The organism is Flavobacterium davisii, from assembly GCF_019565505.1.
Taxonomy (GTDB): domain Bacteria; phylum Bacteroidota; class Bacteroidia; order Flavobacteriales; family Flavobacteriaceae; genus Flavobacterium; species Flavobacterium davisii.
On record NZ_CP067378.1, the window covers coordinates 3020724 to 3044689 of the forward strand.

Genomic DNA, 23966 nt, shown 5'->3' on the forward strand with positions numbered 1-23966 from the left:
TAAAATTTAAAAAAGGATTAACTAAATAATAGAGTAATTATTGCTAGTAATGCAGGAATTGTTTGTACAAATAAAATGCGTTTAGATACTGTTAAAGCACCATAAATGCCCGCAACAGCTACACAACCTAGAAAAAATAGAGCAATATTTTCAAACCATTCAATGTTTTTTATTAAGAGAGACCATATTAACCCAGCAGCTAAAAAACCATTATATAAGCCTTGATTTGCAGCTAGAGTTTTGGTAGGTTCGAATAGGTTTTTAGGAATGGTTTTAAATACTTTAGGAGCCTTTGTAGTCCAAGCAAACATTTCAATCCATAGGATATATATATGAATGAATGTTATAAAAAGAATAATAGTTTTGGCTAAGATTAACATAGTTGATTTTTTTATAAATTGTAATATTTTAACTGTTTTTTGATAGATTTGATATTGATAATTAAGTCGTTCTAGATAAAAATAACTTTGCCTTTTTTACTCTTAATTTAGTAGAATTAGATCTACCTGAAAAAGCTGTATATCTTTTATCTTCTTTACTTTTTTATTTCGATTATTAAGTTTAGCACCTAATCTGATTATAATTTATTAAAATTATATTACATGCCAAATGATTATTTATTTTTTTATTGAGGGAACTCGGATTTTAGGTATTTTATAGATTAAAGCATGGACTTGTGTATGTGTTTACGTTTATGTTTAGTTTGGACTAAATTATTTTCTCCAGAAATGACACTGATATTTCCATTTGTTTCAAACATTGCAAGTTTAACATTGTCAAAATGTTCAATACCATGTTCTCGTACGGCTTGTTCTAATTCTTCTAAAGTTATTCCTAAACGTGTTAATGCTTTATAATCAGTAATTCCGTCATGTATTAATATTTCGGGTTTATTTGTCATCAAGTTTTTGATCGTACTTGATTTTATCATTGCTTTTTTAAAAATGAGATTAATTATAAAAAGTGCTAAAGCTGCTGTTAAGCCCCCTGAAAGAGAAGTGTCACTTCCTACCATTGCATTTTGCACGGAATTACTAATTAGTAAAATTAGAATAATATCAGCTGTATTAAGTTGTGAAAGTTCTTTTTTCCAAATAATTGAAGGGCAATTATCATGAATAAATAAACAGATGCACTACGTATTATGATATCTAAAAAAGCGTTCATCATTTAATTTTAAAATTTTTTTCAATCGCCTTTATCATTTCACCTGCAATATCTTTATGTGTAGCACCTTCTATGCCTTCTAGACACGGAGAAGAATTTACTTCTAATAATAGAGGTCCTTTACTGGATCGAATAATATCTACTCCAGCTACCTTTAAATCCATTGCTTTGGCTGCTTTAATAGCTATTTTCTTTTCAGCAGCAGTTACTTTAATTACAGATGCACTTCCTCCCATGTGTATATTGGCTCTGAACTCTCCGGGGGCTGCTTCTCTTTGCATGGCAGCTACTACTTTACCATCTACAACAAATAGACGTAAATCTTTACCATTAGCCTCTTTAATAAATTCTTGTACTAAGATGTTAGCATTTAAACTTTTAAATGCGTTGATAACTGATTCAGCTGCTTTTTTTGTTTCCGCTAATACAACTCCTTTTCCTTGTGTACCTTCTAATAATTTTATTATTAAAGGGGAGCCACCTACCATTTTGATTAAATCATTTGTGTCTAAAGGGGAATTGGCAAATCCTGTGGTGGGAATGTCAATGCCACTTTGTAGTAATAATTGTAACGAAAATAATTTATCTCTAGATTGCGTAATAGCTGCTGCGGAGTTAAGAGTAAAAACTTTCATGGCTTCAAACTGCCGAATTAAAGTACAACCATAATACGTAATACTTGGTCGAATGCGCGGAATAACGGCATCAAAATTGTCCAAAACACGTCCTCCTCGATAATGAATTTCGGGTGTTGTGGCATCCAATTTAATATAACATTCTTTAATATTTAAAAATTCCATTTCATGTCCACGCATTTCACCTGCTTCCATGATTCGGCAATTACTATATAAATTAGGATTACTAGCTAATACGGCAATTCTCAGTTTAGCACTGGATTCTTTATTAACATGATAATGAGATTTTATTTCATCAAAAGAGGGTTGTCCTAAAATGTATTTTTCTTCAGGATCTACCATCATTTTTCCGACCATAGCCTCACGTCCTAAAAGCATACGGAATCCCATAGAGTCTCTATTTGCTAGAGTTACTTCAATAGGAAAGGTTTCATTACCAATGCTTAAGTTTGTTTTAATGACATAACGTTGTTCTCTATAGCCGCTAGAGCTTTTTACAATTCTTTTATCTATTAATTTAGCTTCGCAATGTCTAATTATTTTAACATTACCTTGAAGCGGATTAACATCAAACTTAACCCAATTTTCTCCATTTTTAGAAAAAGGAGTAATATTTGTAGCGTGCATAGCCGATGTTTTGGCTCCAGAATCGACTCTTGCTTTAATATAAGGAATTTCTAACTCAGGAAAAGAGCACCATTCCTCGCTTCCAATAATATCTTTTTTAGATGACATACTTTTAAATAATCAAATAAGATAACAATAAATAATTATTTTCGAATAAAAAAGCCTACTAGTCTGTAGGCTTTTGAGATTTTTTTACTTGAATTTTTAATTCTTGTGAACCACTGTCTAAATCCATCTCAATTATATCTCCTTCATGTATTTTAGAGGTAATAATTTCTTCTGCTAGAGCATCTTCTATATATTTTTGAATGGCTCTTTTTAAAGGACGTGCACCAAACTGTTTATCAAAACCTTTGTCTGCAATAAAAGCTTTAGCTTCTTCGGTTAATTGTAATTCATATCCTAATTCTTTAATGCGAGCATATAATTTTTGTAGCTCAATATTAATAATTTTATCGATGTCTTCTTTTTCTAGAGCATTAAATACAATAACATCGTCAATTCTGTTTAAGAACTCAGGCGCAAATGTTTTTTTCAATGCTCCTTCAATAACGCCTTTAGCATGATCATCTGCTTGTGCTTGTTTAGCCGCAGTGCCAAAACCAACACCTTGACCAAAATCTTTTAGCTGACGAGCTCCTACGTTAGAAGTCATAATGATAATTGTATTTCTAAAGTCAATTTTTCTACCTAAGCTATCTGTTAAATACCCATCGTCTAACACTTGTAGCATCATGTTAAAAACATCGGGATGTGCTTTTTCAATTTCATCTAAAAGGACTACACAGTAGGGTTTGCGTCTCACTTTTTCAGTTAATTGTCCTCCTTCTTCATATCCTACATATCCCGGAGGTGCTCCTACTAAGCGAGAGATAGCAAATTTTTCCATGTATTCGCTCATGTCAATTCGAACCAAAGCTTCTTCAGAATCAAATAATTCTTTAGCTAAGACTTTAGCTAATTGTGTTTTACCAACTCCTGTTGAGCCTAAGAATATGAATGAGCCTATTGGTTTGTTAGGATCTTTTAACCCAGCGCGGTTACGTTGTATAGCACGTGCAATTTTTTTAACAGCATCTTTTTGGCCTATTACTTTTTTGTCTAATATTTCTGGTAAATGAGCCAATTTGTTACTTTCAGTTTGGGCAATACGGTTTACAGGAATCCCTGTCATCATAGACACAACATCAGCAACGTTGTCTTCTGTTACACTTATTCTATTGTTTTTAGAATCTTCTTCCCATTGTTCTTGAGCTATTGCTAATTCTTTTTCAATGCGTTTTTCATCATCTCGTAATTTGGCTGCTTCTTCGTATTTTTGACGTTTTACGACCGTGTTTTTTAGTTCACGTACTTCGTCTAATTGACGTTCTAAGTCTAAGATTTGTTTTGGAACATCAATATTGGTTATATGCACACGAGAACCAGCTTCGTCTAAAGCATCAATGGCTTTATCAGGAAGAAAACGATCGCTCATATAACGTTCCGTTAATTTAACGCAAGCTTCAATTGCTTCCGATGTAAAAATTACATTGTGGTGATCTTCATATTTTCCTTTGATATTATTTAGGATAGTAATAGTTTCTTCAATAGAAGTTGGGTCTACAATAACTTTTTGAAAACGACGCTCTAATGCACCATCTTTTTCGATGTACTGACGATATTCATCTAAAGTAGTAGCGCCTATACATTGTATTTCTCCTCTTGCAAGAGCTGGTTTAAACATATTAGAGGCATCAAGTGATCCTGTTGCTCCACCTGCTCCAACAATGGTGTGAATTTCGTCAATGAAAAGAATGATGTCATCATTTTTTTCTAATTCATTCATAACGGCTTTCATACGTTCCTCAAACTGACCACGATACTTGGTGCCAGCCACTAATGAGGCAAGGTCTAAAGTAACAACTCTTTTGTTGTATAAAATTCTAGAAACCTTTTTTTGTACAATTCGTAAAGCTAAACCTTCCGCAATAGCTGATTTACCAACGCCGAGTTCTCCTATTAAAAGGGGGGTTGTTTTTCTTTCTTCTACTTAAGATTTGTGAAACACGCTCTATTTCTTTTTCACGCCCTACTACGGGATCAAGTTTACCTTCTTCAGCCATTTCTGTTAAATCACGTCCAAAATTATCTAAAACAGGTGTTTTTGATTTTTTATTTGATTTATTGGCAGGATTAGAAGGATTACTTTGACTAAAGCTGTCATCTTGTCTTGAATCATCACCATAAGATGATTCATTTTTAGGAAAATTGTCTTGAAAATCTTCTTCGTTTGGCATCATAGTTAAATATTGTTCTTTAGCTGTATCGTAATCAATTTTGAGTTTGTGTAATAACTTTGTTGTAGGATCATTTTCATTACGTAATATACATAAAAGCAAATGAGCCGTGTTGATTGTTGTGCTTTGAAAAACTTTGGCCTCTAAAAATGTAGTTTTTAAAGCCCTTTCAGCTTGTCGCGTTAGATGCAAATTTTTTTTATCATTACCTAAAGTAGTATTAGGATTTGTAGGGCTTAATATCTCTACTTTTTTGCGTAAGTGCTCTAAATCAATAGAGAGGTTGTTTAAAATATGAATGGCAGAACCGCTGCCATCTCTTAAAATTCCAAGCATAAAGTGCTCAGTGCCAATAAAATCATGGCCTAAACGCAATGCTTCCTCTTTACTGAAAGTAATTACTTCTCTAACTCTTGGTGAAAAATTGTCATCCATATCTTACAGTTATTAGTAATTGTAAATTTAATGATTTATAAATGGAATTGCAAAAAACATTCCATTTCACTTCTACTGTCAGGCTAAAAGACAAAAAAAAAATGAATGCAACAAGTATTGTAATAGGTATTTATTAACGAATAAAAGATGTTTGTTTGTTAATAAAAAAAAAAATAACCCTTTATTTAGTATGCCTAAAATCAGATAAATGTGTATATTAGCGCGTTTGTAAAAAATTTGATAAATTAACGTAAATACTTATGTCTGAGGGAGAAAAGTTAATTCCAATTAACATTGAAGACGAAATGAAATCAGCTTACATTGATTATTCGATGTCAGTTATTGTGTCAAGAGCGTTGCCAGATGTTAGAGATGGTTTGAAACCTGTACACCGTCGCGTGTTATTTGGAATGCATGAATTAGGAGTTTTTTCTAATAGACCACATAAAAAATCAGCGAGAATTGTAGGGGAAGTGTTAGGTAAGTATCATCCACACGGGGATTCTTCTGTATATGATGCTATGGTTCGTATGGCGCAAGATTGGAGCTTACGCTATTTAATGGTAGATGGTCAGGGTAACTTTGGATCAATAGATGGAGATAGTCCAGCGGCTATGCGTTATACAGAGGCTAGAATGAAAAAGTTCTCTGAAGAAATGTTAGCTGATATTGATAAAGAAACAGTTGATTTTCAATTAAACTTTGACGATACTCTAGAAGAACCCAAAGTAATGCCTACTAAAGTACCCAATTTACTTGTAAATGGAGCATCTGGTATTGCTGTTGGTATGGCTACTAATATGGCACCTCATAATTTATCGGAAGTCATAAATGGAACTTTGGCTTATATAGATAATAACGATATAGAAGTAGATGAATTAGCTACTTATATTAAAGCACCTGATTTTCCAACAGGAGGGGTTATTTACGGAATGGATGGAGTACGTGAAGCCTTTAAAACAGGACGTGGTCGTGTCGTAATGCGTGCTAAAGTTGGTTTTGAGGAAGTAGAAGGACGTGAAGCAATTGTTGTAACCGAAATACCTTACCAAGTAAATAAGGCAGAAATGATTAAAAAAACGGCTGACTTGGTAAATGATAAAAAAATTGAAGGTATAGCCACCATACGTGACGAATCCGATAGAAACGGTATGCGTATTGTTTATATTCTAAAAAGAGATGCCGTACCTAACGTTGTATTAAACACCTTATATAAGTATACACAATTACAGTCTTCATTTAGTGTAAATAATATAGCATTAGTTAACGGAAGACCTCAGCTGTTAAACTTAAAAGAATTAATACATTATTTTGTAGAACATCGTCATGATGTTGTTACACGTCGTGCACAGTTTGATTTACGTAAAGCAGAAGAAAGAGCTCATATTTTAGAAGGCCTTATCATAGCCTCTGATAATATAGATGAAGTTATTGCCCTTATTCGTTCTTCTAAAGACGGGGAGGAAGCTCGCGGTAAATTAATAGAACGATTTAACCTTTCTGAAATTCAAGCCCGTGCTATTGTAGAAATGCGTTTAAGACAGTTAACAGGTCTTGAACAAGATAAATTACGTGCAGAATACGAAGAAATTATGAAGTTGATAGCTGAATTAAAAGCGTTATTAGCAAGTAAAGAACTTCGTATGGATCTAATTAAACAAGAATTATTAGAGATTAAAGAAAAATATGGTGATGAACGTCGTTCTATAATTGAGTATTCAGGAGGTGATATGAGTATTGAAGACTTAATTGCCGATGAACAAGTGGTTATTACGATATCACATGCAGGTTATATAAAACGTACGCCGCTGTCGGAATACAAAACTCAAAATAGAGGTGGAGTAGGACAAAAATCAGCTGGAACTCGCGATCAAGATTTCTTAGAACACATGTATGTAGCAACCAATCATCAATACATGTTATTCTTTACTCAAAAAGGAAAATGCTTCTGGATGCGAGTATATGAAATTCCAGAAGGAAGTAAAGTAGCTAAAGGACGTGCTATACAAAACTTGATTAATATTGAACAAGATGACAAAGTAAAGGCTTTTATTTGTACAAAAGATCTAAAAGATCAAGAGTACATCAATGGTCATTATGTAATCATGGTGACCAAAGAAGGTCAAGTTAAGAAAACCTCTTTAGAACAATATTCCCGTCCGCGTACTAATGGAGTAGCTGCCATAACAATAAAAGATGGAGATGAGTTATTAGAAGCAAAATTAACAACTGGTAATAGTCAAGTTTTAATTGCCGTTAAGTCAGGTAAATTAGTTCGTTTTGAAGAAGAAAAAACCAGACCAATGGGAAGAACTGCTTCTGGTGTAAGAGGAGTAACTCTTGCTGATGAAAAAGATGAAGTAATAGGAATGGTATCTATTGATAGAGATCATGTAAATGATTCTCAAATATTAGTAGTAACTGAAAACGGTTATGGAAAACGTACAAAATTAGTCGATGATGATGGAGAAGATGTGTACAGAATAACAAATCGTGGAGGAAAAGGAGTAAAAACCTTAAATATAACCGAAAAAACAGGTTCACTTATTGCCATCAATAACGTTACAGATGATGATGACTTGATGATTATTAATAAATCAGGCTTAACCATTAGAATGAGAGTCTCTGATTTACGTGTTATGGGACGTGCAACACAAGGAGTTCGTTTGATTAATATTAAAGGAAAAGACTCTATTGCAGCAGTTTGTAAAGTAATGAGAGAAGAAGATGAAGAAGAAATGAATTTAGAATCAGATGAATTACATGATAATTTAACAACAGATCCCCAAACAGGAACTGAATCAGAAAATCAAGAATAATATAAAATTAAGAACAAAATGAAAATAAAGAATTTAGTATTAGTAACTGCTTTGTTTTTGTCAGTCACTACAATTGCTCAAAAAGAGGATCTCAAAGCAGCTGAAAAAGCACTGAAATCAGGAAATCCTACTGAGGCTAAAGCATCCTTAGATAAAATAGACTACATGATTGTAAATTTAGACAATCCAACAAAAGCCCAGTATTATTTTATATTAGGAAACACAAATCTAGAATTAGCAAAAAAAAATATTGAAGAAGGAAAAAATTTAGTAGCCGCTGCTAAAGCTTATAACGAGTTAAAAGCAACAGAAGTTAGTTCTGGAAAAAACAAATATACAGGACAAGCAGAATCCTCTTTGATTGAGGTTAAACGTTTGTTAACCAATAGCGCAATTGCTGATTCAAATGCTAAACGTTACAAAGAAAGTGCTCAAAAATTATACGAAGTATACGGTTTAGATAAAAAGATACAACAATGTTGTATTATGCAGCAAGTAGCGCCATAAATGCCGAGGATTATGATTCAGCCCTTTCTCATTATAAAATGTTAAAAGATCTGAAATATTCAGGGAAAGCCACTAATTATTTGGCAAAAAATAAATCAAACGGACAGGAAGAAACCTTTGCTTCGATGAAAGATAGAGATTTTTCTGTAAAAATAGGAACCCATGAATCTCCACGAACTGAAAATGTTCCGTCAAAAAGAGGTGAAATAATTAAAAATATAGCTTTAATATTAAATCAAAAAGGGGATTTAGCCGCAGCTAAAAGAGCAGTAGAAGAGGCGATACAAGCAAATCCGAGAGATACAGGGTTGTATACAGCAGGTATGGAAGTGGCATTAAAAGCGAACGATTATCCAACCTATAAAAAATATGCACAAGAAGCTCTAGCAAAAGACCCTAATAATGCTGATTTATTTTATAATTTAGGTGTTATTTCAGGACAAGCAAATGATAAACAAGCAAAAATTGATGCAGAAGGTTATTATTTAAAAGCCATTCAAATTGATCCAAAATACAAAAATGCGTACTTAAATTTAGGTGTTCTTAAATTAGATGGAGAAAAAGAAATTGTAGATCAAATGAATAAATTAGGAACTTCAGCAGCTGATATGAAAAAATATGAAGCCCTAAAGGTTAAAAGAGAAAATTTATACAAATCAGCAATTCCTCATTTAGAAAAAGCTTATGAACTATTCGAAAGTGATAAAGACATTAAAAATACATTGCTAAATATGTATAATGCTCTTGATATGACAGATAAATACAAAGCATTAAAGGCTAAAAATTAAAGTTAATCGTATTAAAAAAACTCCTCAATTTTCGAGGAGTTTTTTTATAAATCAACGTTGTGGTTTTTTTTGTTTGAAAAAATAAACAAAATTCCATGTTAGAAATTTATATTTAAAAGTGACTTTGAATCTAAAAAAGGACCTTGTTTGTTGAGCTCGATTAGTTTTTCCTAAAAGACGGCAATCTTATCATTCATACAAAAAAGAGAAGCTTGAGCCGAAATGAATACGCTAAGCGGAATTGTATAGCACTGATAATGCGATTTCTCCCTTCGATTGAAGAGTAAAGGAATGCGTTAAATGATTAGTTTATAGTTGTCAAATTTATTTTATACGATTTCTTCTTTTTCCTTTTTATCTTCAACAATAAGACCATTAAATGGAATAAATATCAGACCTTTTTACGTGTATACTTCTCCTTACAATCAGATACTTTTAACAAAATGTATGGTAAAACCGTAATGATTTTAAATTTCGATATTTTATATTTGTCATACGTTCTTAATCAAGTAAACAAACTAAAATTTTAAACGTATTTTTGATAAAGTAAATTTAGTAACCACACCGTGGTGTTTTTTATAAATACCATCACTTTATCTTTATTTTGTTTTTGGGAGATATAAAATCATCGTTTAAAATTATCAAGAAAAGTCATACTGTTTAAAGTGTGACTTTTTTTATTTATTGTTCCTCCATTTTTTAATTTAATCGGTATTAATTTATATTTTTGCCCTGATTTTTTAATCTAATAATAAGATGGTAAAAGACTTATTCGAAAGAATTCAAAACAATAAAGGTCCATTAGGAAAATGGGCATCGCAAGCAGAAGGTTACTATGTATTTCCTAAACTTGAAGGCGAACTAGGTCCTCGCATGAAGTTTCATGGTAAAGAAATTTTAAATTGGTCTATTAATGATTATTTAGGATTAGCTAATCATCCTGAAATTAGAAAAATTGATACTGAAGCAGCAGAACAATATGGAGCGGCCTATCCTATGGGAGCTCGTATGATGAGTGGGCATACTGACTTACACGAACAATTACAAGACGAATTAGCTTCCTTTGTTAAGAAAGAGTCAGCTTATTTACTAAATTTTGGATATCAAGGGATGGTATCTACTATTGATGCCTTAGTAACTAAAAACGATGTAATTGTATATGACGTAGATTCTCATGGTTGCATTATTGATGGAGTTCGTTTACACATGGGTAAGCGATTTACCTATAAACATAATGATGTAGAAAGCCTTGAGAAAAATTTACAGCGCGCAACCAAAATGGCTAATGAATTAGGAGGCGGTATTTTAGTTATTACCGAAGGTGTTTTTGGAATGCGAGGACAACAAGGTAAGTTAAAAGAAATTGTAGCTTTAAAAGAAAAATACAAATTCCGCTTATTAGTAGATGACGCACACGGTTTTGGTACTTTAGGTAAAACAGGTGCTGGAGCAGGTGAAGAACAAGGCTGTCAGGATGGTATAGATATTTATTTTTCAACCTTTGCTAAATCAATGGCTAGCATAGGAGCTTTTGTAGCTGGTGATCAAGATATTATTGATTATTTAAAGTATAATTTGCGTTCTCAAATGTTTGCCAAGTCATTACCTATGATATTTACTGTAGGGGCTTTAAAGCGTTTAGAATTATTACGTACTATGCCTGAACTAAAAGAAAAGCTTTGGGAAAATGTGAATTATTTACAAAATGGCTTAAAGTCAAGAGGATTTAATATAGGTGATACAAATACTTGTGTAACGCCTGTGTACTTAGAAGGTTCTATACCTGAAGCTATGGTAATGGTTAACGATTTAAGAGAAAACTACAATATATTTTTATCAATTGTAGTATACCCTGTAATCCCTAAAGGTATTATTTTATTACGTATGATACCTACGGCATCTCATACTATTGCTGATATAGAGGAAACATTAACTGCTTTTGAAGCAATTCGTGAAAAATTAAGCAACGGTACCTACAAAGCACTAGCTGAGGTTAATGTTGAAAATGTATCATAGAAAAGATATAATATTATTTGATTTTAAAAATTACAAATAAAAATAAATAATTTTAAGAAGAAGGTGTTCAAAAAGTAACGACTTAAAAATTTGTCACTCTAAAAGAAAAAAACACCAACTTTTAGGGCTCCTTCTTCTTATATAGTGATACCTTCACACTCCTTAAAAAACTCATTTTTTAAAATAACTTTAGAAAATAATTCTTCAAAATCAAAGTATAGAATTAACTACGTATTAAAGTTAGTTTTTACTCATTATTCCAAGGATCATTCTCCTTTCTCATTTAAACCTAGATGACAACGGTAAATTTTGTGATGAAGAGATGAGAAAGAAGTATGCAGAAAATTTTTATCGGCAACAAAGGTATATAAAAAGAAATAACTTAATGTGTGGTTTTATTACTTCGACCAAATACAGAAATCAGATATTATCAATTTATGTTATCTCTCCTGTTGTATAAATGACAAGATTGTGAATTTTTAAGGAAACTATAATTGCGGACAAAAAGGAATACTTTTTAAGGCTCAAAAAATCCTTATTTGTTGTAATAAATTTCTAACGTATGATTTGGTTTAACTCAGATTCTGCATTAGACTTCGTTGTGAAACAAAATTTTTCAATAAATTCAAGTGCTCACGGAAAATTTTAGAAGAAGAAATCGTGAACTATTTTGATGATTAAAATTTGAGTACGTGCTTGAATTTGAAGAAAAATAAAGTGGAATAGATTTACTTCGTCTATTCGCTACGCTCGGGTCTAATGCGTAATCTGGGTTTAAATTTATTGTATGCTAAATTAGCAAGTGCATATTTAGTTTTTCCATACTTTAATAAAAACAATTTCTAGAGCACGTTTTTAAATACTCGAAGGGAATTTATAGTTTCTATTTTGCGTTTTTTACTTCTTGAAATAGCAACTATAAAAGGGACTTGGAAATTTATGCTAAAAAAGGGAATAGCTTTTTTTAGTAAAAGTCTTAAAAATAAAGAATAAATTAGCAAGAAGTTCTTGAGTTTTGATCTTCTTAAGTCCGCTTATAAGAAAATTTTTTTTAAAAAGGGAATTTTTAAAATCCCCTTTTAATTATGTAGTCATTATTTTTTAGATATCATCAAAATCGATATCCGTAAAAGAACTTCTAGAGCTATCTCCTTCTCTGTGGTACTCTTTTTTAAAATCTTTTTGATGACGTTCAGAAATGACTTCTTCTCCTTTTTGGTCTAAGACATAAGATGTCATTTCATCTAAAATATCTTTAAAGGCTGTAAAATCCTCTTTATACAGATAGATTTTGTGTTTTTTAAAATGGAAAGATCCATCGTCTTCTGTAAACTTTTTACTTTCTGTAATTGTAATGTAGTAGTCATCTGCTTTTGTAGAACGTACATCAAAGAAATAAGTTCTTCTTCCTGCACGTAATACTTTAGAAAAAATTTCTTCTTTTTCTAACATTTCGTTTTCGTTCATTCTCATTCTATCAAAATTATTTTGTGTTGCGATGTCCAAATTTGAAAAAAAAAATACTCACAGCCAAATATTTATTAAAAATCTTTTTCAGTTAATTGTTTTAAATATAAATTTCTATAGTATCCTTCTTTGTTTACCAGTTGATTATGAGTTCCTTGCTGAGTAATTAATCCGTTTTCTAAAACTATAATTCTATCCGCATGCTTAGCAGATGAAACACGATGTGTTGCCATTATAATCGTTTGGTTTTCAGTTTTTTTGTCTAAATTATTCAGAATTTTCTCCTCTGTCTCAGTATCTATTGCAGACAAACTATCATCTAATAATATTACACTGGCTTCTTTAATTAGAGCGCGAGCTATGGATACACGTTGTTTTTGACCTCCAGAAAGAGTGATTCCTCTTTCACCTAATAGTGTTTGGTATTTTTCTTTAAATCCTTCTATATTGTCATGGATAACGGCTTGTTTTGCCACACTTATCACATTATCTAAAGTAGCATTTTCTTTGCCAAAGCATATATTGTTATAAATTGTATCTGAAAACAAAAAAGAATCTTGAGGTACTACACTAATTGCGTCTCTTAGTTTTTTTAATCGAATTTCTTTAATATTTATCCCATCTATAAAAATCGCGCCTTTTGACACATCATACAATCTAGGTATGAGTGATAAAAGGCTTGTTTTACCAGAACCTGTAGAACCTAATATAACCACTTTTTCTCCTTTTTTATAGTGAAAGTAATGTTTTTAAGCACCAGCTCTTTAGTATTTGGATAACCAAAAGAAACCTCTTTAAAATCTATTTTATTTGCTAAAACAGGAGTATTTATAGTTAAATTATCTAGAATATCAGGTTCGATTTTTAAAAACTCATTTATTCTTTTCTGTGAAGCTTCTGCTTCTTGTACTAAAGAGGAAACCCAACCGATAGAAGTAACAGGCCAAATTAACATATTAATATAAAGGATAAATTTAGCAATAACTCCTAGGTTTAATAAGTCACCTTGAATATATAAATATCCTCCTACTGAAATTACGAACAAATTACTCAAACCTATTAGCAATAACATTAAAGGAGCAAAAAAAGCCTGTGTTTTAGCTAAATCAATACTTTTTTCATAATTAATATGCGAAAAATCATGAAGTTCTAATTCTTTGAAAAATAGAGTATGATAGGATTTAACAACTCGAATTCCCGAGAAATATTCTTGTATAAAGCTGGTTAGCTTCGATAAATTTTGCTGAAAAACAGTACTTTTTTTATTAATTTCAGAACTTATTTTGAAAATAGAATAAGCTAATATTGGTAATGGTAAGAGTACAACTAATGTTAATGTTTTAGATATTTTTATCATATAAAAAATAACAATAGCAAATCGTATTATTGTGTTAATTGTGTACATAACGGCAGGTCCAACGTACATTCGTACTCTTGCTATATCCTCTGTAATTCGGTTCATTAAGTCACCTGTTCTGTTTTCTGTGTAAAAACTTTGACTTAATATTTCATATTTTTTAAAAACTTCATTCTTTATATCATATTCTACGTGACGAGACATGACAATTAGAGTTTGACGCATTAGAAAAGTTAAAAAACCAGCAAATAAAGTAGCTCCTAAAATTAAAATAATGTATTTTTTTAGATTTTCTTTTATTTCAATTGAATTGGATTGATTATGTCTAAAATATTCTTCTATTTTAGTAATAGAATCTCCTATTAACTCGGGAGTATACAATGAAAAAAACTGAGCAATTATTGTAATTAAAATTCCTCCAAAAAAATGATATTTATATTTTATAAAATAAGGGTTAATGTAACGGAGTTCTTTCATTTTTTTTAAATAAAAAGGGTTTAGATGAAAATATCATAATAAAATATTAATATTTAAACAGTAATTTAATGATAATAAAATTTTATTTTTTGTAATTAGAAGTAAATATTTTAGCTTATAATTGCAAAAAAATAATAGAAAAGCGTAATTTTGCAACGGTTGTAAAAAAAACAAACCATACTATTTTAAAAACATTCATTATGATTACTGAATCTGTAAAAGCAAGTGAATTACATAAAGTTGACCCTGTATTTGGTCAAGTTTCATTTGATAATCACGAACAAATTGTTTTTTGCCATGACAAAGATACTGGTTTAAAAGCAATAATTGGTATCCATAACACGGTTTTAGGTCCTGCATTAGGAGGAACTAGAATGTGGAAATATACAAACGAATGGGAAGCATTAAATGATGTACTACGTTTGTCTCGAGGAATGACTTTTAAATCAGCTATTTCTGGTTTAAATCTAGGTGGTGGTAAAGCAGTAATTATAGGTGATTCAAAGCTTGATAAAACACCTGAAATGATTGCTAAATTCGGTCAGTTTGTGCATTCATTAAGCGGACGTTATATTACAGCTGAAGACGTTGGTACAACAACTCCAGATATGGACTTAATACGTCAGCATACAACACATGTGACAGGTATTTCTGAAGCAATTGGTGGATCAGGAAATCCTTCTCCCGTTACTGCGTATGGTGTGTATATGGGAATGAAGGCTGCTGCTAAGTATAAATTTGGTACTGAAAATTTGGACGGAAAAAAAGTTTTAGTGCAAGGGATAGGCCATGTAGGAGAAACTTTAGTTGATTATTTGACAAAAGAAGGTGCAAAAGTGATTATTTCGGATATTAACGAAGCACGTTTAAGTGAAATAGGAAACAAATACGGTGCTAAAATTTTCCAAGGAGACGATTTATACAGTGTAGATGTAGATATTTATGCACCTTGTGCTTTAGGCGCTACAGTAAACGACGAAACAATCAGTAAATTACAAGCACAAGTAATTGCAGGTGCTGCTAATAACCAATTAGCAGATGAATTACGTCATGGACAAATGTTAAAAGAAAAAGGAATTTTATACGCTCCTGACTTTTTAATTAATGCTGGTGGTATTATTAATGTATATGGCGAAATAGCTAATTACGGTAAAGAAGAAGCTATGCGTAGAACAGAAAATATTTTTAATACTACCTTAGAAATATTTGACTATGCTAATGCTAACAATATTACAACTCATGAAGCTGCTTTCAAAATAGCTCAAAATCGTATTGATTTAAAAAAGAAAGAATTAGCTAAATAATTCATAGATTAAAAAACTACGAATGTAACAAAATTATTAAGTTACTTCTTTACGATAAAGTGTTTTAATCTCTAAAAAATATGTATTTTGCGAAGCGAAAGAAAAACTTTCGCTTCGTTAATTTTTTAAAAGTTCTTACAAAGGTGTTAAATAGAAGACATATCCGACTAAAAGTGATGCAAACCATATACGCAATGCATCAAAACCATTCTGATAATATTGAAAAAGAAGAAAAATTCTTATTTAATAGTATCGACAATATGCAAGACTTATATCTTGTAACCATTTCTTTATTATTAGAAATACGAAATAAAGAGGAAGAGTTTTTAGATTTATCTAGCAAAAAATATTTAGCCACCAGAGAAGAAAAAAATCCCAATTTAAAATTTATTAACAATAAAATTCTTCATCTTTTAGAAGAAAGTAATTCCCTTTCCGTAGCATTAGCAGATCGTAAAATTAACGACTGGCATATACATGAGGAATATGTTAAGATTTTTACTACTGAAATTAAACAAAGCGATTTATACAAGAAGTATATGACTAATCGCATCAATGATTTCCAAGAAGACAAAGATTTTATCATTAATTTATTCACCGAAATTTTAGCTCCAAATATTAAACTTTATGAATATCTAGAAGATCATAAGTTAACTTGGATTGACGATATTCCTTTGATTAATACTTTTATACTTAAACAATTGAAAGCTATCAAAAACGAAGAGGATTTATTTTTCGTTCCTAAGTTATTTAATGACATTGAAGATCGCGAATTCGTATCACAACTTTTCCGTAAAACGACATTAAACGAAACAGCTCTTGCTAAAGAATTTTCAGAAAAAACACCTAATTGGGAAATAGAACGTATTGCTGAAATTGATACTATTATTTTAAAAATGGCAATTTGTGAATTATTAAAATTCCCTTCGATACCTGTTAAAGTAACAATTAACGAATATTTAGAAATTGCAAAAGAGTATTCTACGCCAAAAAGCTCTATATTTATCAACGGAATTTTAGATAATTTAGTAAAAGAGTTTAATACAAACGGTAAATTAAAAAAGTCAGGCCGTGGCTTAATGTAATAAGAATATGAAAAAATACAGTTTTGCAATTTTCACAATCCTTTCATTAGTTGCTTGTAGATCAAAAGATGAATTTGAAGTTCAACAAGTAAATAGTAATAATTTAGTTATGCCTCAAGGTATGCTTTCTATGCAAGAAGAGAGCATGAAAAAGAAATTAAAACCAGGTGAATATCCTAAAATTGAATTTGATAGCGCTCAACATGATTTTGGAACCATCAAACAAGGTGATAAGGTAGAACATATCTTTAAATTTACCAACACAGGTAAAAATGATTTATATGTAATAGAAGTTCGCCCTTCTTGTGGATGTACTGCTCCTGAGTGGACTAAAACACCCGTAAAAAAAGGAGAATCAGGAGAGATCAAAATAATTTTTGATTCTAAAGGTAAGTCAGGTCAACAAACTAAATCAGTTGCTCTTTTAACAAATACGGAACAAGGAAACGAAATTTTAACTTTTAAAGCCAATATCTTAGTAGAAAATAGTAAGTAAAATACTATGTGAATCTTAGTATTTTAGATAGTATAAAACGATAAATTAATATAAAATGACACAATTTTTACCTTATTTATTAATGTTTGTAGTAATGTTTGTTTTTTTAATATTGCCACAGCAACGAAAAATAAAAAAAGAAAAAGAATTTGAATCTTCATTAAATGTAGGAGATAAGATTGTTACTAAAAGTGGAATTCACGGAAAAATAGCAGAACTAGCAGAAACTACAGTAATCGTAGAAACTATGGCTGGAAAAATAAAGATGGAACGCTCTGCTATTTCATCAGATATGACAGCAGCATTAAATAAAAAATAATATCTTTTTTGTTAAAAGAAGTTAAAAACTTAAGGGCTTGGATTTTGTTATCTAGGTCCTTTTTTTATAAAAATAAATATGAAATCGTTTGATCTAAATTCTGCATTCGATTTCGTGCTAAAGATGAAAAGGTAAAGAAAATAAAAAGGCACGGAAAAATTTTCTCTCAGATGTGGGGACAAAAGCCGTAATTTAACGAGTAGTTCGTAATTTTACCTCAAGGGAGAAGTCATATTATCAATGTTATATCATTTTATTGTTTTATAATGATTAAGATTACGAACTTTTAAGACAATCTAATTGAAAACGAAAAAAGTATCTTTTTTAGTGTCAAAGCCCTTTTCTGTAATAAATTTCTAATGTAAAATTCGGGTTTGAAATAATATACAACTTTAGATTCTGGTATATATCGTTCGTTCTTTAAAGACTTTTTATAAAGTAGAAAAATAATGGATTTAGAAAAAAACATCAAACGATAGATAAAGACACTTTGTTTTTGGTGTGTTTTCGGATTTTCTTTATTAAGATTTTTAGTTAAACCCAGATTCCGCATTAGACTTCGTTGTGAAACAAAATTTTTCAATAAATTCAAGTGCTCACGGAAAATTTTAGAAGAAGAAATAGTGAACTATTTTGATGATTAAAATTTGAGTACGTGCTTGAATTTGAAGAAAAATAAAGTGGAATAGATTTACTTCGTCTATTCGCTACGCTCGGGTCTAATGCGTAATCTGGGTTAAATTAGGTTCAGTTTTTATACTATCAGTTAGTGTAATTAAATTTCCTAAATTCTATTTGATCCGAAATAGTTATTAGAATTGAATAAAAAAGTATCCTAAAAGTACCAAATAATCACACTTAGTTTGTTAATGACAAAGAGTGTAGAGAAAATCATAATTACATTATTTCTCTTCGTAGTTGATTAGTTAACTTTTAGGATAGTTTTTTTATGTGAAAAAATTATTTTCTATTGATTACCTTTTTAACGGCCTCTACAATAGCAGGGGCATTTAACTGGTATTTTTCCATTAGTTGTTCAGGTGTTCCTGACTCGCCAAACGAATCTTTGACAGCTACAAATTCTTGAGGAGCAGGTAAGTTTAATGTCAATACTCTAGAAACACTTTCACCTAATCCACCCAATATGTTGTGCTCTTCAGCTGTTACTACACATCCTGTTTTTGCTACTGATTGTAAGATAGCCTCTTCATCTAACGGTTTAATAGTATGTATATTGATTACTTCAGCAGAAATACCATTAGCTTCTAATGATTCGGCAGCTTGTAAGGCTTCCCATACAAGATGTCCTGTTGCTAAAATAGTAACATCTGTACCTTGGTTAAGGTGTAAAGCTTTTCCAATTACAAAAGGTTCATCAGGAGATGTAAAATTAGGTACTACAGGACGACCAAAGCGTAAATAAGCAGGACCATGATGATCTGCTAAAGCTATTGTAGCAGCTTTCGTTTGATTATAGTCACAAGTGTTAATCACCGTCATGCCCGGTAACATCTTCATTAATCCAATATCTTCTAAAATTTGGTGAGTAGCACCATCTTCTCCCAATGTTAACCCCGCATGAGAGGCGCAAATTTTTACATTTTTGTCAGAATAAGCAACAGATTGGCGAATTTGATCATAAACACGCCCTGTAGAGAAGTTAGCAAAAGTACCTGTATATGGAATTTTTCCCCCAATTGTTAAGCCTGCTGCAATGCCTATCATGTTAGCCTCTGCAATGCCTATTTGAAAGAAGCGTTCAGGATGATTTTTTTAAAATCATCAAATTTTAATGATCCTATTAAATCGGCACAAAGAGCTACCACATTTTCATTTTTTTGACCTAATTCAGTCATACCCGCTCCAAAACCAGAACGCGTGTCTTTACTTCCTTGATTTGTATATTTTTTCATAATTTAATTGCTTTAGGCAGTACGCTTATTGCTTACTGCTTACTGCTTACTGCATTAATAATCTCCTAAAGTTTCCGCGTTTTGAGCTAATCCAGTAGCTAATTGCTCGTCATTAGGCGCTTTACCATGCCAAGCATGCGTGTGCATCATAAAGTCTACGCCATTCCCCATAACGGTATGTAATAATACACAAATAGGTTTCCCTTTACCAGTACGATTTTTAGCTTCAGTCATTCCAGCTAAAATAGCTTCAATGTTGTTTCCCTCTTTTATCTCAATAACATCCCAATCAAAAGCTTCAAATTTAGCTTTTAAGTTGCCTAGTGAAAGGACATCATCTGTAGATCCATCAATTTGTTGACCATTATAATCAACAGTAGCAATTACATTATCTACTTTTTTTGCAGAAGCATACATAATAGCTTCCCAGTTTTGTCCTTCTTGTAATTCACCATCACCACATAATAAATAGACTAAATGGTTATCGTTATTTAATTTTTTAGATTGAGCAGCACCTATAGCTACTGATAATCCTTGCCCTAAAGAGCCAGATGCCATACGCACTCTCGGTAGTCCTTCGTGAGTTGTTGGATGACCTTGTAAACGTGAATTTAGTTTTCTGAAAGTTGCCAATTCAGAAACAGGAAAATAACCACTTCTAGCTAATACACTGTAAAAAACAGGTGAAATATGACCGTTAGATAAAAAGAAAATATCTTCTCCAATTCCGTCCATATCAAATCCTGGTTTACGGGTCATTAGATTTTGGTACAATACAGTTAAGAACTCAGCGCATCCTAATGAACCACCAGGATGTCCTGAACTTACAGCATGTACCATACGAAGAATGTCTCTTCTTACTTGTGTTGTAAAATCATTTAGTTGTTGAATGTCAGACATTTTTAAAATAGGTTTTTGTGAATCGGTGTCAAAATTACTTCATATTTTTTCGAAAGACAAATCTTGTGTAAAGACTTTTTTAGTTAAAGATTTTAAAAATCTAAAAGAGGTAATCTAAAATCTAAAAGCAATAGGTTATCTTTGCGCTTTAAAATTTGGAAGAAAAGTTACTATGAAGTTCGAATTATTACATACAGATCCACAAACACAAGCACGAGCAGGTAAAGTAATTACGGATCACGGCATTATTGAAACCCCTATTTTTATGCCAGTAGGTACTGTTGCTTCTGTAAAAGGAGTACATCAACGTGAATTAAAAAATGATATTAATCCCGATATAATTCTTGGAAACACTTATCATTTGTATTTACGCCCACAAACAAAAATATTGGAACAAGCAGGAGGATTGCATAAATTTATGAATTGGGATCGTAATATTCTTACTGATTCAGGAGGTTATCAGGTATACTCACTTTCTGCAAATCGTAAAATAAAAGAAGAGGGCGTAAAATTTAAATCACACATAGATGGATCCTACCATTTTTTTTCTCCCGAAAGTGTTATGGAAATCCAACGTTCTATAGGAGCTGATATTATCATGGCTTTTGACGAATGTACACCATATCCTTGTGACTATCGTTATGCAAAACGTAGTATGCACATGACTCATCGTTGGTTAGATAGATGTGTAGATCATCTAAAAAAAGTACCTGCTATGTATGGTTATGAGCAAACTTTATTTCCTATTGTTCAAGGAAGTACATACAAGGATTTGAGAGCTCAGTCTGCTGAGTATATTGCCAATGTTGGAGCAGCAGGAAACGCTATAGGGGGATTGTCAGTAGGAGAGCCAGCAGAAGAAATGTATGCTATGACAGAAGTTGTTACAGCTATTTTACCTAAAGAAAAACCAAGATATCTAATGGGAGTAGGGACTCCTATCAACATTTTAGAAAACATTGCTTTAGGAATTGATATGTTTGATTGCGTAATGCCTACTCGTAATGCCAGAAATGGTATGTTATTTACAGCCAATGGCGTTATTAATATAAAAAATAAAAAATGGGCCGACGATTTTTCGCCAATTGATGAAATGGGACATACATTTGTTGATACTGAATATACAAAAGCTTATTTAAGACATTTATTTGCAGCAGACGAATATCTTGGAAAACAGATAGCAACTATTCATAATTTAGGATTTTATATGTGGCTAGTTCGTGAAGCAAGAAGACATATCTTAGCAGGGGATTTTCGTGAATGGAAAGAAAAAATGGTTAAACAAATGGCTCAAAGGTTATAATGCTCTCAAATTTATTTTCAAAATTATCACTAATAGATCGTTACATACTAAAAAGGTACTTATTTACCTTTTTAGCTATGCTTTATTATTTATTCCAATCGGTATTACGATTGATATATCTGAAAAAATTAATAAAATATTAGAAAATAAAGTACCTTTTGCAAAAGTAGCTGTCTATTATCTCGATTTCGTGATTTATTTTGCCAATTTGCTTTTTCCTATATTTTTGTTTTTATCTATTATTTGGTTTACCTCAAAGTTAGCTAATAATACAGAAATCGTTGCTATTTTGAGTTCAGGTATTTCGTTTCAGCGTTTTTTGCGTCCCTACTTAATAGGAGCCACTATTGTTTGTCTATTTGCCTTAATCATGGGATTTTTTTAGTTCCAAAATCTAGTGAAGGCTTTAGAAGCTTTCGTTATATGTATCTTATCGGAGGAGGACGAGAAGAAATGCGCCAAACAAATGATGTCTTTAGACAAATTAGTAAAAACGAGTACGTTTATGCTTCCAATCTAAATGTTGAAGGAAAAACAGCCTACACATTTGTATATGAGCGATTTGATAAAAATAAATTAGTTGAAAAAATTACGGCAACCTCAATTACATACAACCCTAAAACAAAAGATTATACGCTATCCAATTATACAAAAAGAAAAGTTGGAGAACTAGACGATATAATAGAATCAGAAATAAGTAAAAATTGCAAGTTCAATTTTGAAATAGAAGATTTAACACCAGTAATATACATAGCAGAAACTCTAATGCCTACAGAATTAGATGAATTTATAGAAAAAGAAAAACAAAGAGGTTCTTCTAATATAAATGCTTATTTAGTTGTTAAATATAAGAAATATAGTGTACCAGTTTCTGCTTTTGTGCTAACCATAATAGCTGTAGCCGTTTCTTCTATGAAACGTCGAGGTGGAATGGGAGTAAATCTAGCAATAGGCATAGCAGTTGCCTTTTCTTATATTTTTTTAGACAAAATATTAGGTACAATGGCTGAAAAATCTTCCTTTCCAGCATTTATAGCCGTTTGGTTACCCAATGTAGTATTTGGTGTTTTAGCTTATTATTTATTAAAAAATGCTAAAAGATAAAACGTTTACAAGTTATTTACATCTCCATTTTATCGTTTTTATATGGGGATTTACAGCGGTACTAGGTGCCCTGATTACATTAGAAGCATTGCCATTAGTTTGGTTTAGAATGAGTATAGCAGCTCTTTTTATCCTAATATATGTTTTCTTCTCAAAAATTAGTTTAAGAATTACAATACAATCCCTAATACGATATCTTCTAGCAGGATTGGTTATCGCTTTACATTGGTATACTTTTTTTCAAGCAATCAAAGTTTCCAATATATCCATAACATTAGCTTGTTTATCTACAGGGGCTTTTTTTACCTCCCTATTAGAACCTATTTTTTTTAGACGAAAAATAATTTTATACGAAGTCGCATTAGGATTAATGGTAATTGCAGGTTTGTATTTAATTTTTAAAGTAGAAATGAAATATTTTCAAGGAATTTTATTGGCTTTAATTTCTGCTTTTTTATCCGCCTCCTTTTCAATTATTAATGGGAAATTAGCAAAAAATGACACACCCACTGTTATTTCATTTTACGAATTATTAGGCGGAATCTTATTTTTTTCTCTTTTCTTATTATTTACAGGAAGTTTTAATTACTCGTTTTTTCAAATATCTATGAACGATTTACTATGGATGGCTGTTTTAAGTTCTGTGTGCACCGCCTACGCATTTATAGCTTCCGTTCAAGTTATGAAATATTTGAGTCCTTATACTGTAATGTTAACCATTAATTTAGAACCTATATACGGCATAATTTTAGCTTTATGGGTTTTTGGAGATAAAGAAAAGATGAATAGCCAGTTTTATTTAGGAGCTTTTATTATACTAACGACCGTAATATTGAATGGAATACTAAAAAATAAGAATAAAATAGCAATATAAGTCGTTGTTTGTAAGTGTTTTGTGTGAAATAGAAATACTTTAGATTAAATAATTCTTTAAAACTCCATCTAAAATTTTATCTTTGTTCACTCAA

General features: G+C 31.3%; 14 protein-coding genes and 5 pseudogenes. 11 read left to right on the forward strand and 8 right to left on the reverse strand.

Annotated features, from left to right (window positions below; all coding sequences use genetic code 11):
* Nucleotides 1-17: 17 nt before the first annotated feature.
* The 4 genes and pseudogenes from JJC05_RS14345 to JJC05_RS14360 all read right to left on the reverse strand — a co-directional run bounded on the left by JJC05_RS14345 (nt 18) and on the right by JJC05_RS14360 (nt 5143).
* Entirely contained in the window at nt 18-380 is a 363-nt protein-coding gene (locus JJC05_RS14345; protein WP_105196569.1) for a DUF1304 domain-containing protein, read from the reverse strand.
* 281 nt (nt 381-661) lie between these two features.
* Nucleotides 662-1167 (reverse strand): annotated as a pseudogene (locus tag JJC05_RS14350) (DUF421 domain-containing protein).
* Complete coding sequence (gene rimK, locus JJC05_RS14355; protein WP_235877706.1) at nt 1167-2537, reverse strand: 30S ribosomal protein S6--L-glutamate ligase; 1371 nt, start codon at nt 2535-2537, stop codon at nt 1167-1169. The pseudogene JJC05_RS14350 and the gene rimK overlap by 1 nt, the downstream one beginning before the upstream one ends.
* A 58-nt stretch (nt 2538-2595) precedes the next feature.
* Nucleotides 2596-5143, reverse strand: a pseudogene (locus JJC05_RS14360) (ATP-dependent Clp protease ATP-binding subunit).
* A gap of 260 nt (nt 5144-5403) precedes the next feature.
* Between JJC05_RS14360 and gyrA the strand changes: the two are divergent.
* From gyrA to capB, 4 genes are all read left to right on the forward strand, one after another.
* Nucleotides 5404-7962, forward strand: coding sequence for a DNA gyrase subunit A (gyrA, locus tag JJC05_RS14365; RefSeq protein WP_105196565.1), 2559 nt, complete (start codon nt 5404-5406; stop codon nt 7960-7962).
* Between the two features lie 18 nt (nt 7963-7980).
* Complete coding sequence (locus tag JJC05_RS18510) at nt 7981-8469, forward strand: hypothetical protein (RefSeq protein WP_309597349.1); 489 nt, start codon at nt 7981-7983, stop codon at nt 8467-8469.
* A complete protein-coding gene (locus tag JJC05_RS18515) occupies nt 8439-9257 on the forward strand; it encodes a tetratricopeptide repeat protein (RefSeq protein ID WP_309597350.1) in 819 nt (272 codons plus the stop codon). The genes JJC05_RS18510 and JJC05_RS18515 overlap by 31 nt, the downstream gene beginning before the upstream one ends.
* 756 nt (nt 9258-10013) lie before the next feature.
* The gene (gene capB / locus JJC05_RS14375) at nt 10014-11273 is read left to right on the forward strand and encodes a cysteate-C-fatty acyltransferase (RefSeq protein ID WP_088394928.1); all 1260 of its coding nucleotides are present in this window, start codon (nt 10014-10016) and stop codon (nt 11271-11273) included.
* Nucleotides 11274-12374: 1101 nt separating this feature from the next.
* Here the strand turns inward: capB and JJC05_RS14380 are convergent.
* Together JJC05_RS14380 and JJC05_RS14385 are read right to left on the reverse strand one after the other, a co-directional pair.
* Nucleotides 12375-12740, reverse strand: a complete 366-nt coding sequence (locus tag JJC05_RS14380; protein WP_164849052.1) for a PUR family DNA/RNA-binding protein — start codon at nt 12738-12740, stop codon at nt 12375-12377.
* A 74-nt stretch (nt 12741-12814) separates the two neighbouring features.
* Nucleotides 12815-14574: pseudogene (locus JJC05_RS14385) on the reverse strand (ABC transporter ATP-binding protein).
* 200 nt (nt 14575-14774) lie between these two features.
* On the opposite strand from JJC05_RS14385, the gene JJC05_RS14390 reads away from it, so the two are divergent.
* From JJC05_RS14390 to yajC, 4 genes are all read left to right on the forward strand, one after another.
* A complete protein-coding gene (locus JJC05_RS14390; protein ID WP_088394091.1) occupies nt 14775-15878 on the forward strand; it encodes a Glu/Leu/Phe/Val dehydrogenase dimerization domain-containing protein in 1104 nt (367 codons plus the stop codon).
* Nucleotides 15879-16054: 176 nt separating this feature from the next.
* Complete coding sequence (gene nusB / locus JJC05_RS14395; RefSeq protein WP_088394099.1) at nt 16055-16963, forward strand: transcription antitermination factor NusB; 909 nt, start codon at nt 16055-16057, stop codon at nt 16961-16963.
* A 7-nt stretch (nt 16964-16970) separates the two neighbouring features.
* Entirely contained in the window at nt 16971-17459 is a 489-nt protein-coding gene (locus JJC05_RS14400) for a DUF1573 domain-containing protein (RefSeq protein WP_127822848.1), read from the forward strand.
* 55 nt (nt 17460-17514) lie between these two features.
* Nucleotides 17515-17778: a preprotein translocase subunit YajC gene (gene yajC, locus JJC05_RS14405; protein ID WP_088394095.1), complete on the forward strand. Its 264-nt coding sequence runs from the start codon at nt 17515-17517 to the stop codon at nt 17776-17778.
* Between the two features lie 960 nt (nt 17779-18738).
* Here the strand turns inward: yajC and JJC05_RS14410 are convergent.
* A pseudogene (locus JJC05_RS14410) lies at nt 18739-19691 on the reverse strand (transketolase family protein).
* Between the two features lie 54 nt (nt 19692-19745).
* Nucleotides 19746-20591 (reverse strand): transketolase, encoded by an 846-nt coding sequence (locus tag JJC05_RS14415; RefSeq protein ID WP_235877708.1) that lies wholly within the window; start codon nt 20589-20591, stop codon nt 19746-19748.
* A gap of 172 nt (nt 20592-20763) precedes the next feature.
* Between JJC05_RS14415 and tgt the strand changes: the two genes are divergently transcribed.
* The 3 genes and pseudogenes from tgt to JJC05_RS14430 all read left to right on the forward strand — a co-directional run bounded on the left by tgt (nt 20764) and on the right by JJC05_RS14430 (nt 23872).
* Nucleotides 20764-21894: a tRNA guanosine(34) transglycosylase Tgt gene (tgt, locus tag JJC05_RS14420; RefSeq protein ID WP_088392765.1), complete on the forward strand. Its 1131-nt coding sequence runs from the start codon at nt 20764-20766 to the stop codon at nt 21892-21894.
* Nucleotides 21894-22998 (forward strand): annotated as a pseudogene (locus JJC05_RS14425) (LptF/LptG family permease). The gene tgt and the pseudogene JJC05_RS14425 overlap by 1 nt, the downstream one beginning before the upstream one ends.
* Nucleotides 22985-23872, forward strand: a complete 888-nt coding sequence (locus JJC05_RS14430; RefSeq protein ID WP_127822850.1) for a DMT family transporter — start codon at nt 22985-22987, stop codon at nt 23870-23872. Before JJC05_RS14425 ends, JJC05_RS14430 begins: the two are co-directional and overlap by 14 nt.
* Nucleotides 23873-23966 lie beyond the last annotated feature (94 nt).

Bases quoted from the DNA above. Each gene is read 5' to 3' on its own strand.
- JJC05_RS14400 (WP_127822848.1), top strand. From the start codon at position 16,971: ATGAAAAAATACAGTTTTGCAATTTTCACAATCCTTTCATTAGTTGCT.
- JJC05_RS14430 (WP_127822850.1), top strand. From the start codon at position 22,985: ATGCTAAAAGATAAAACGTTTACAAGTTATTTACATCTCCATTTTATC.
- JJC05_RS18510 (WP_309597349.1), top strand. From the start codon at position 7,981: ATGAAAATAAAGAATTTAGTATTAGTAACTGCTTTGTTTTTGTCAGTC.
- JJC05_RS14380 (WP_164849052.1), bottom strand. From the start codon at position 12,740: ATGAACGAAAACGAAATGTTAGAAAAAGAAGAAATTTTTTCTAAAGTA.
- JJC05_RS14345 (WP_105196569.1), bottom strand. From the start codon at position 380: ATGTTAATCTTAGCCAAAACTATTATTCTTTTTATAACATTCATTCAT.
- yajC (WP_088394095.1), top strand. From the start codon at position 17,515: ATGACACAATTTTTACCTTATTTATTAATGTTTGTAGTAATGTTTGTT.
- JJC05_RS14415 (WP_235877708.1), bottom strand. From the start codon at position 20,591: ATGTCTGACATTCAACAACTAAATGATTTTACAACACAAGTAAGAAGA.
- tgt (WP_088392765.1), top strand. From the start codon at position 20,764: ATGAAGTTCGAATTATTACATACAGATCCACAAACACAAGCACGAGCA.
- gyrA (WP_105196565.1), top strand. From the start codon at position 5,404: ATGTCTGAGGGAGAAAAGTTAATTCCAATTAACATTGAAGACGAAATG.
- nusB (WP_088394099.1), top strand. From the start codon at position 16,055: ATGCAAACCATATACGCAATGCATCAAAACCATTCTGATAATATTGAA.
- capB (WP_088394928.1), top strand. From the start codon at position 10,014: ATGGTAAAAGACTTATTCGAAAGAATTCAAAACAATAAAGGTCCATTA.
- JJC05_RS14390 (WP_088394091.1), top strand. From the start codon at position 14,775: ATGATTACTGAATCTGTAAAAGCAAGTGAATTACATAAAGTTGACCCT.
- JJC05_RS18515 (WP_309597350.1), top strand. From the start codon at position 8,439: ATGTTGTATTATGCAGCAAGTAGCGCCATAAATGCCGAGGATTATGAT.
- rimK (WP_235877706.1), bottom strand. From the start codon at position 2,537: ATGTCATCTAAAAAAGATATTATTGGAAGCGAGGAATGGTGCTCTTTT.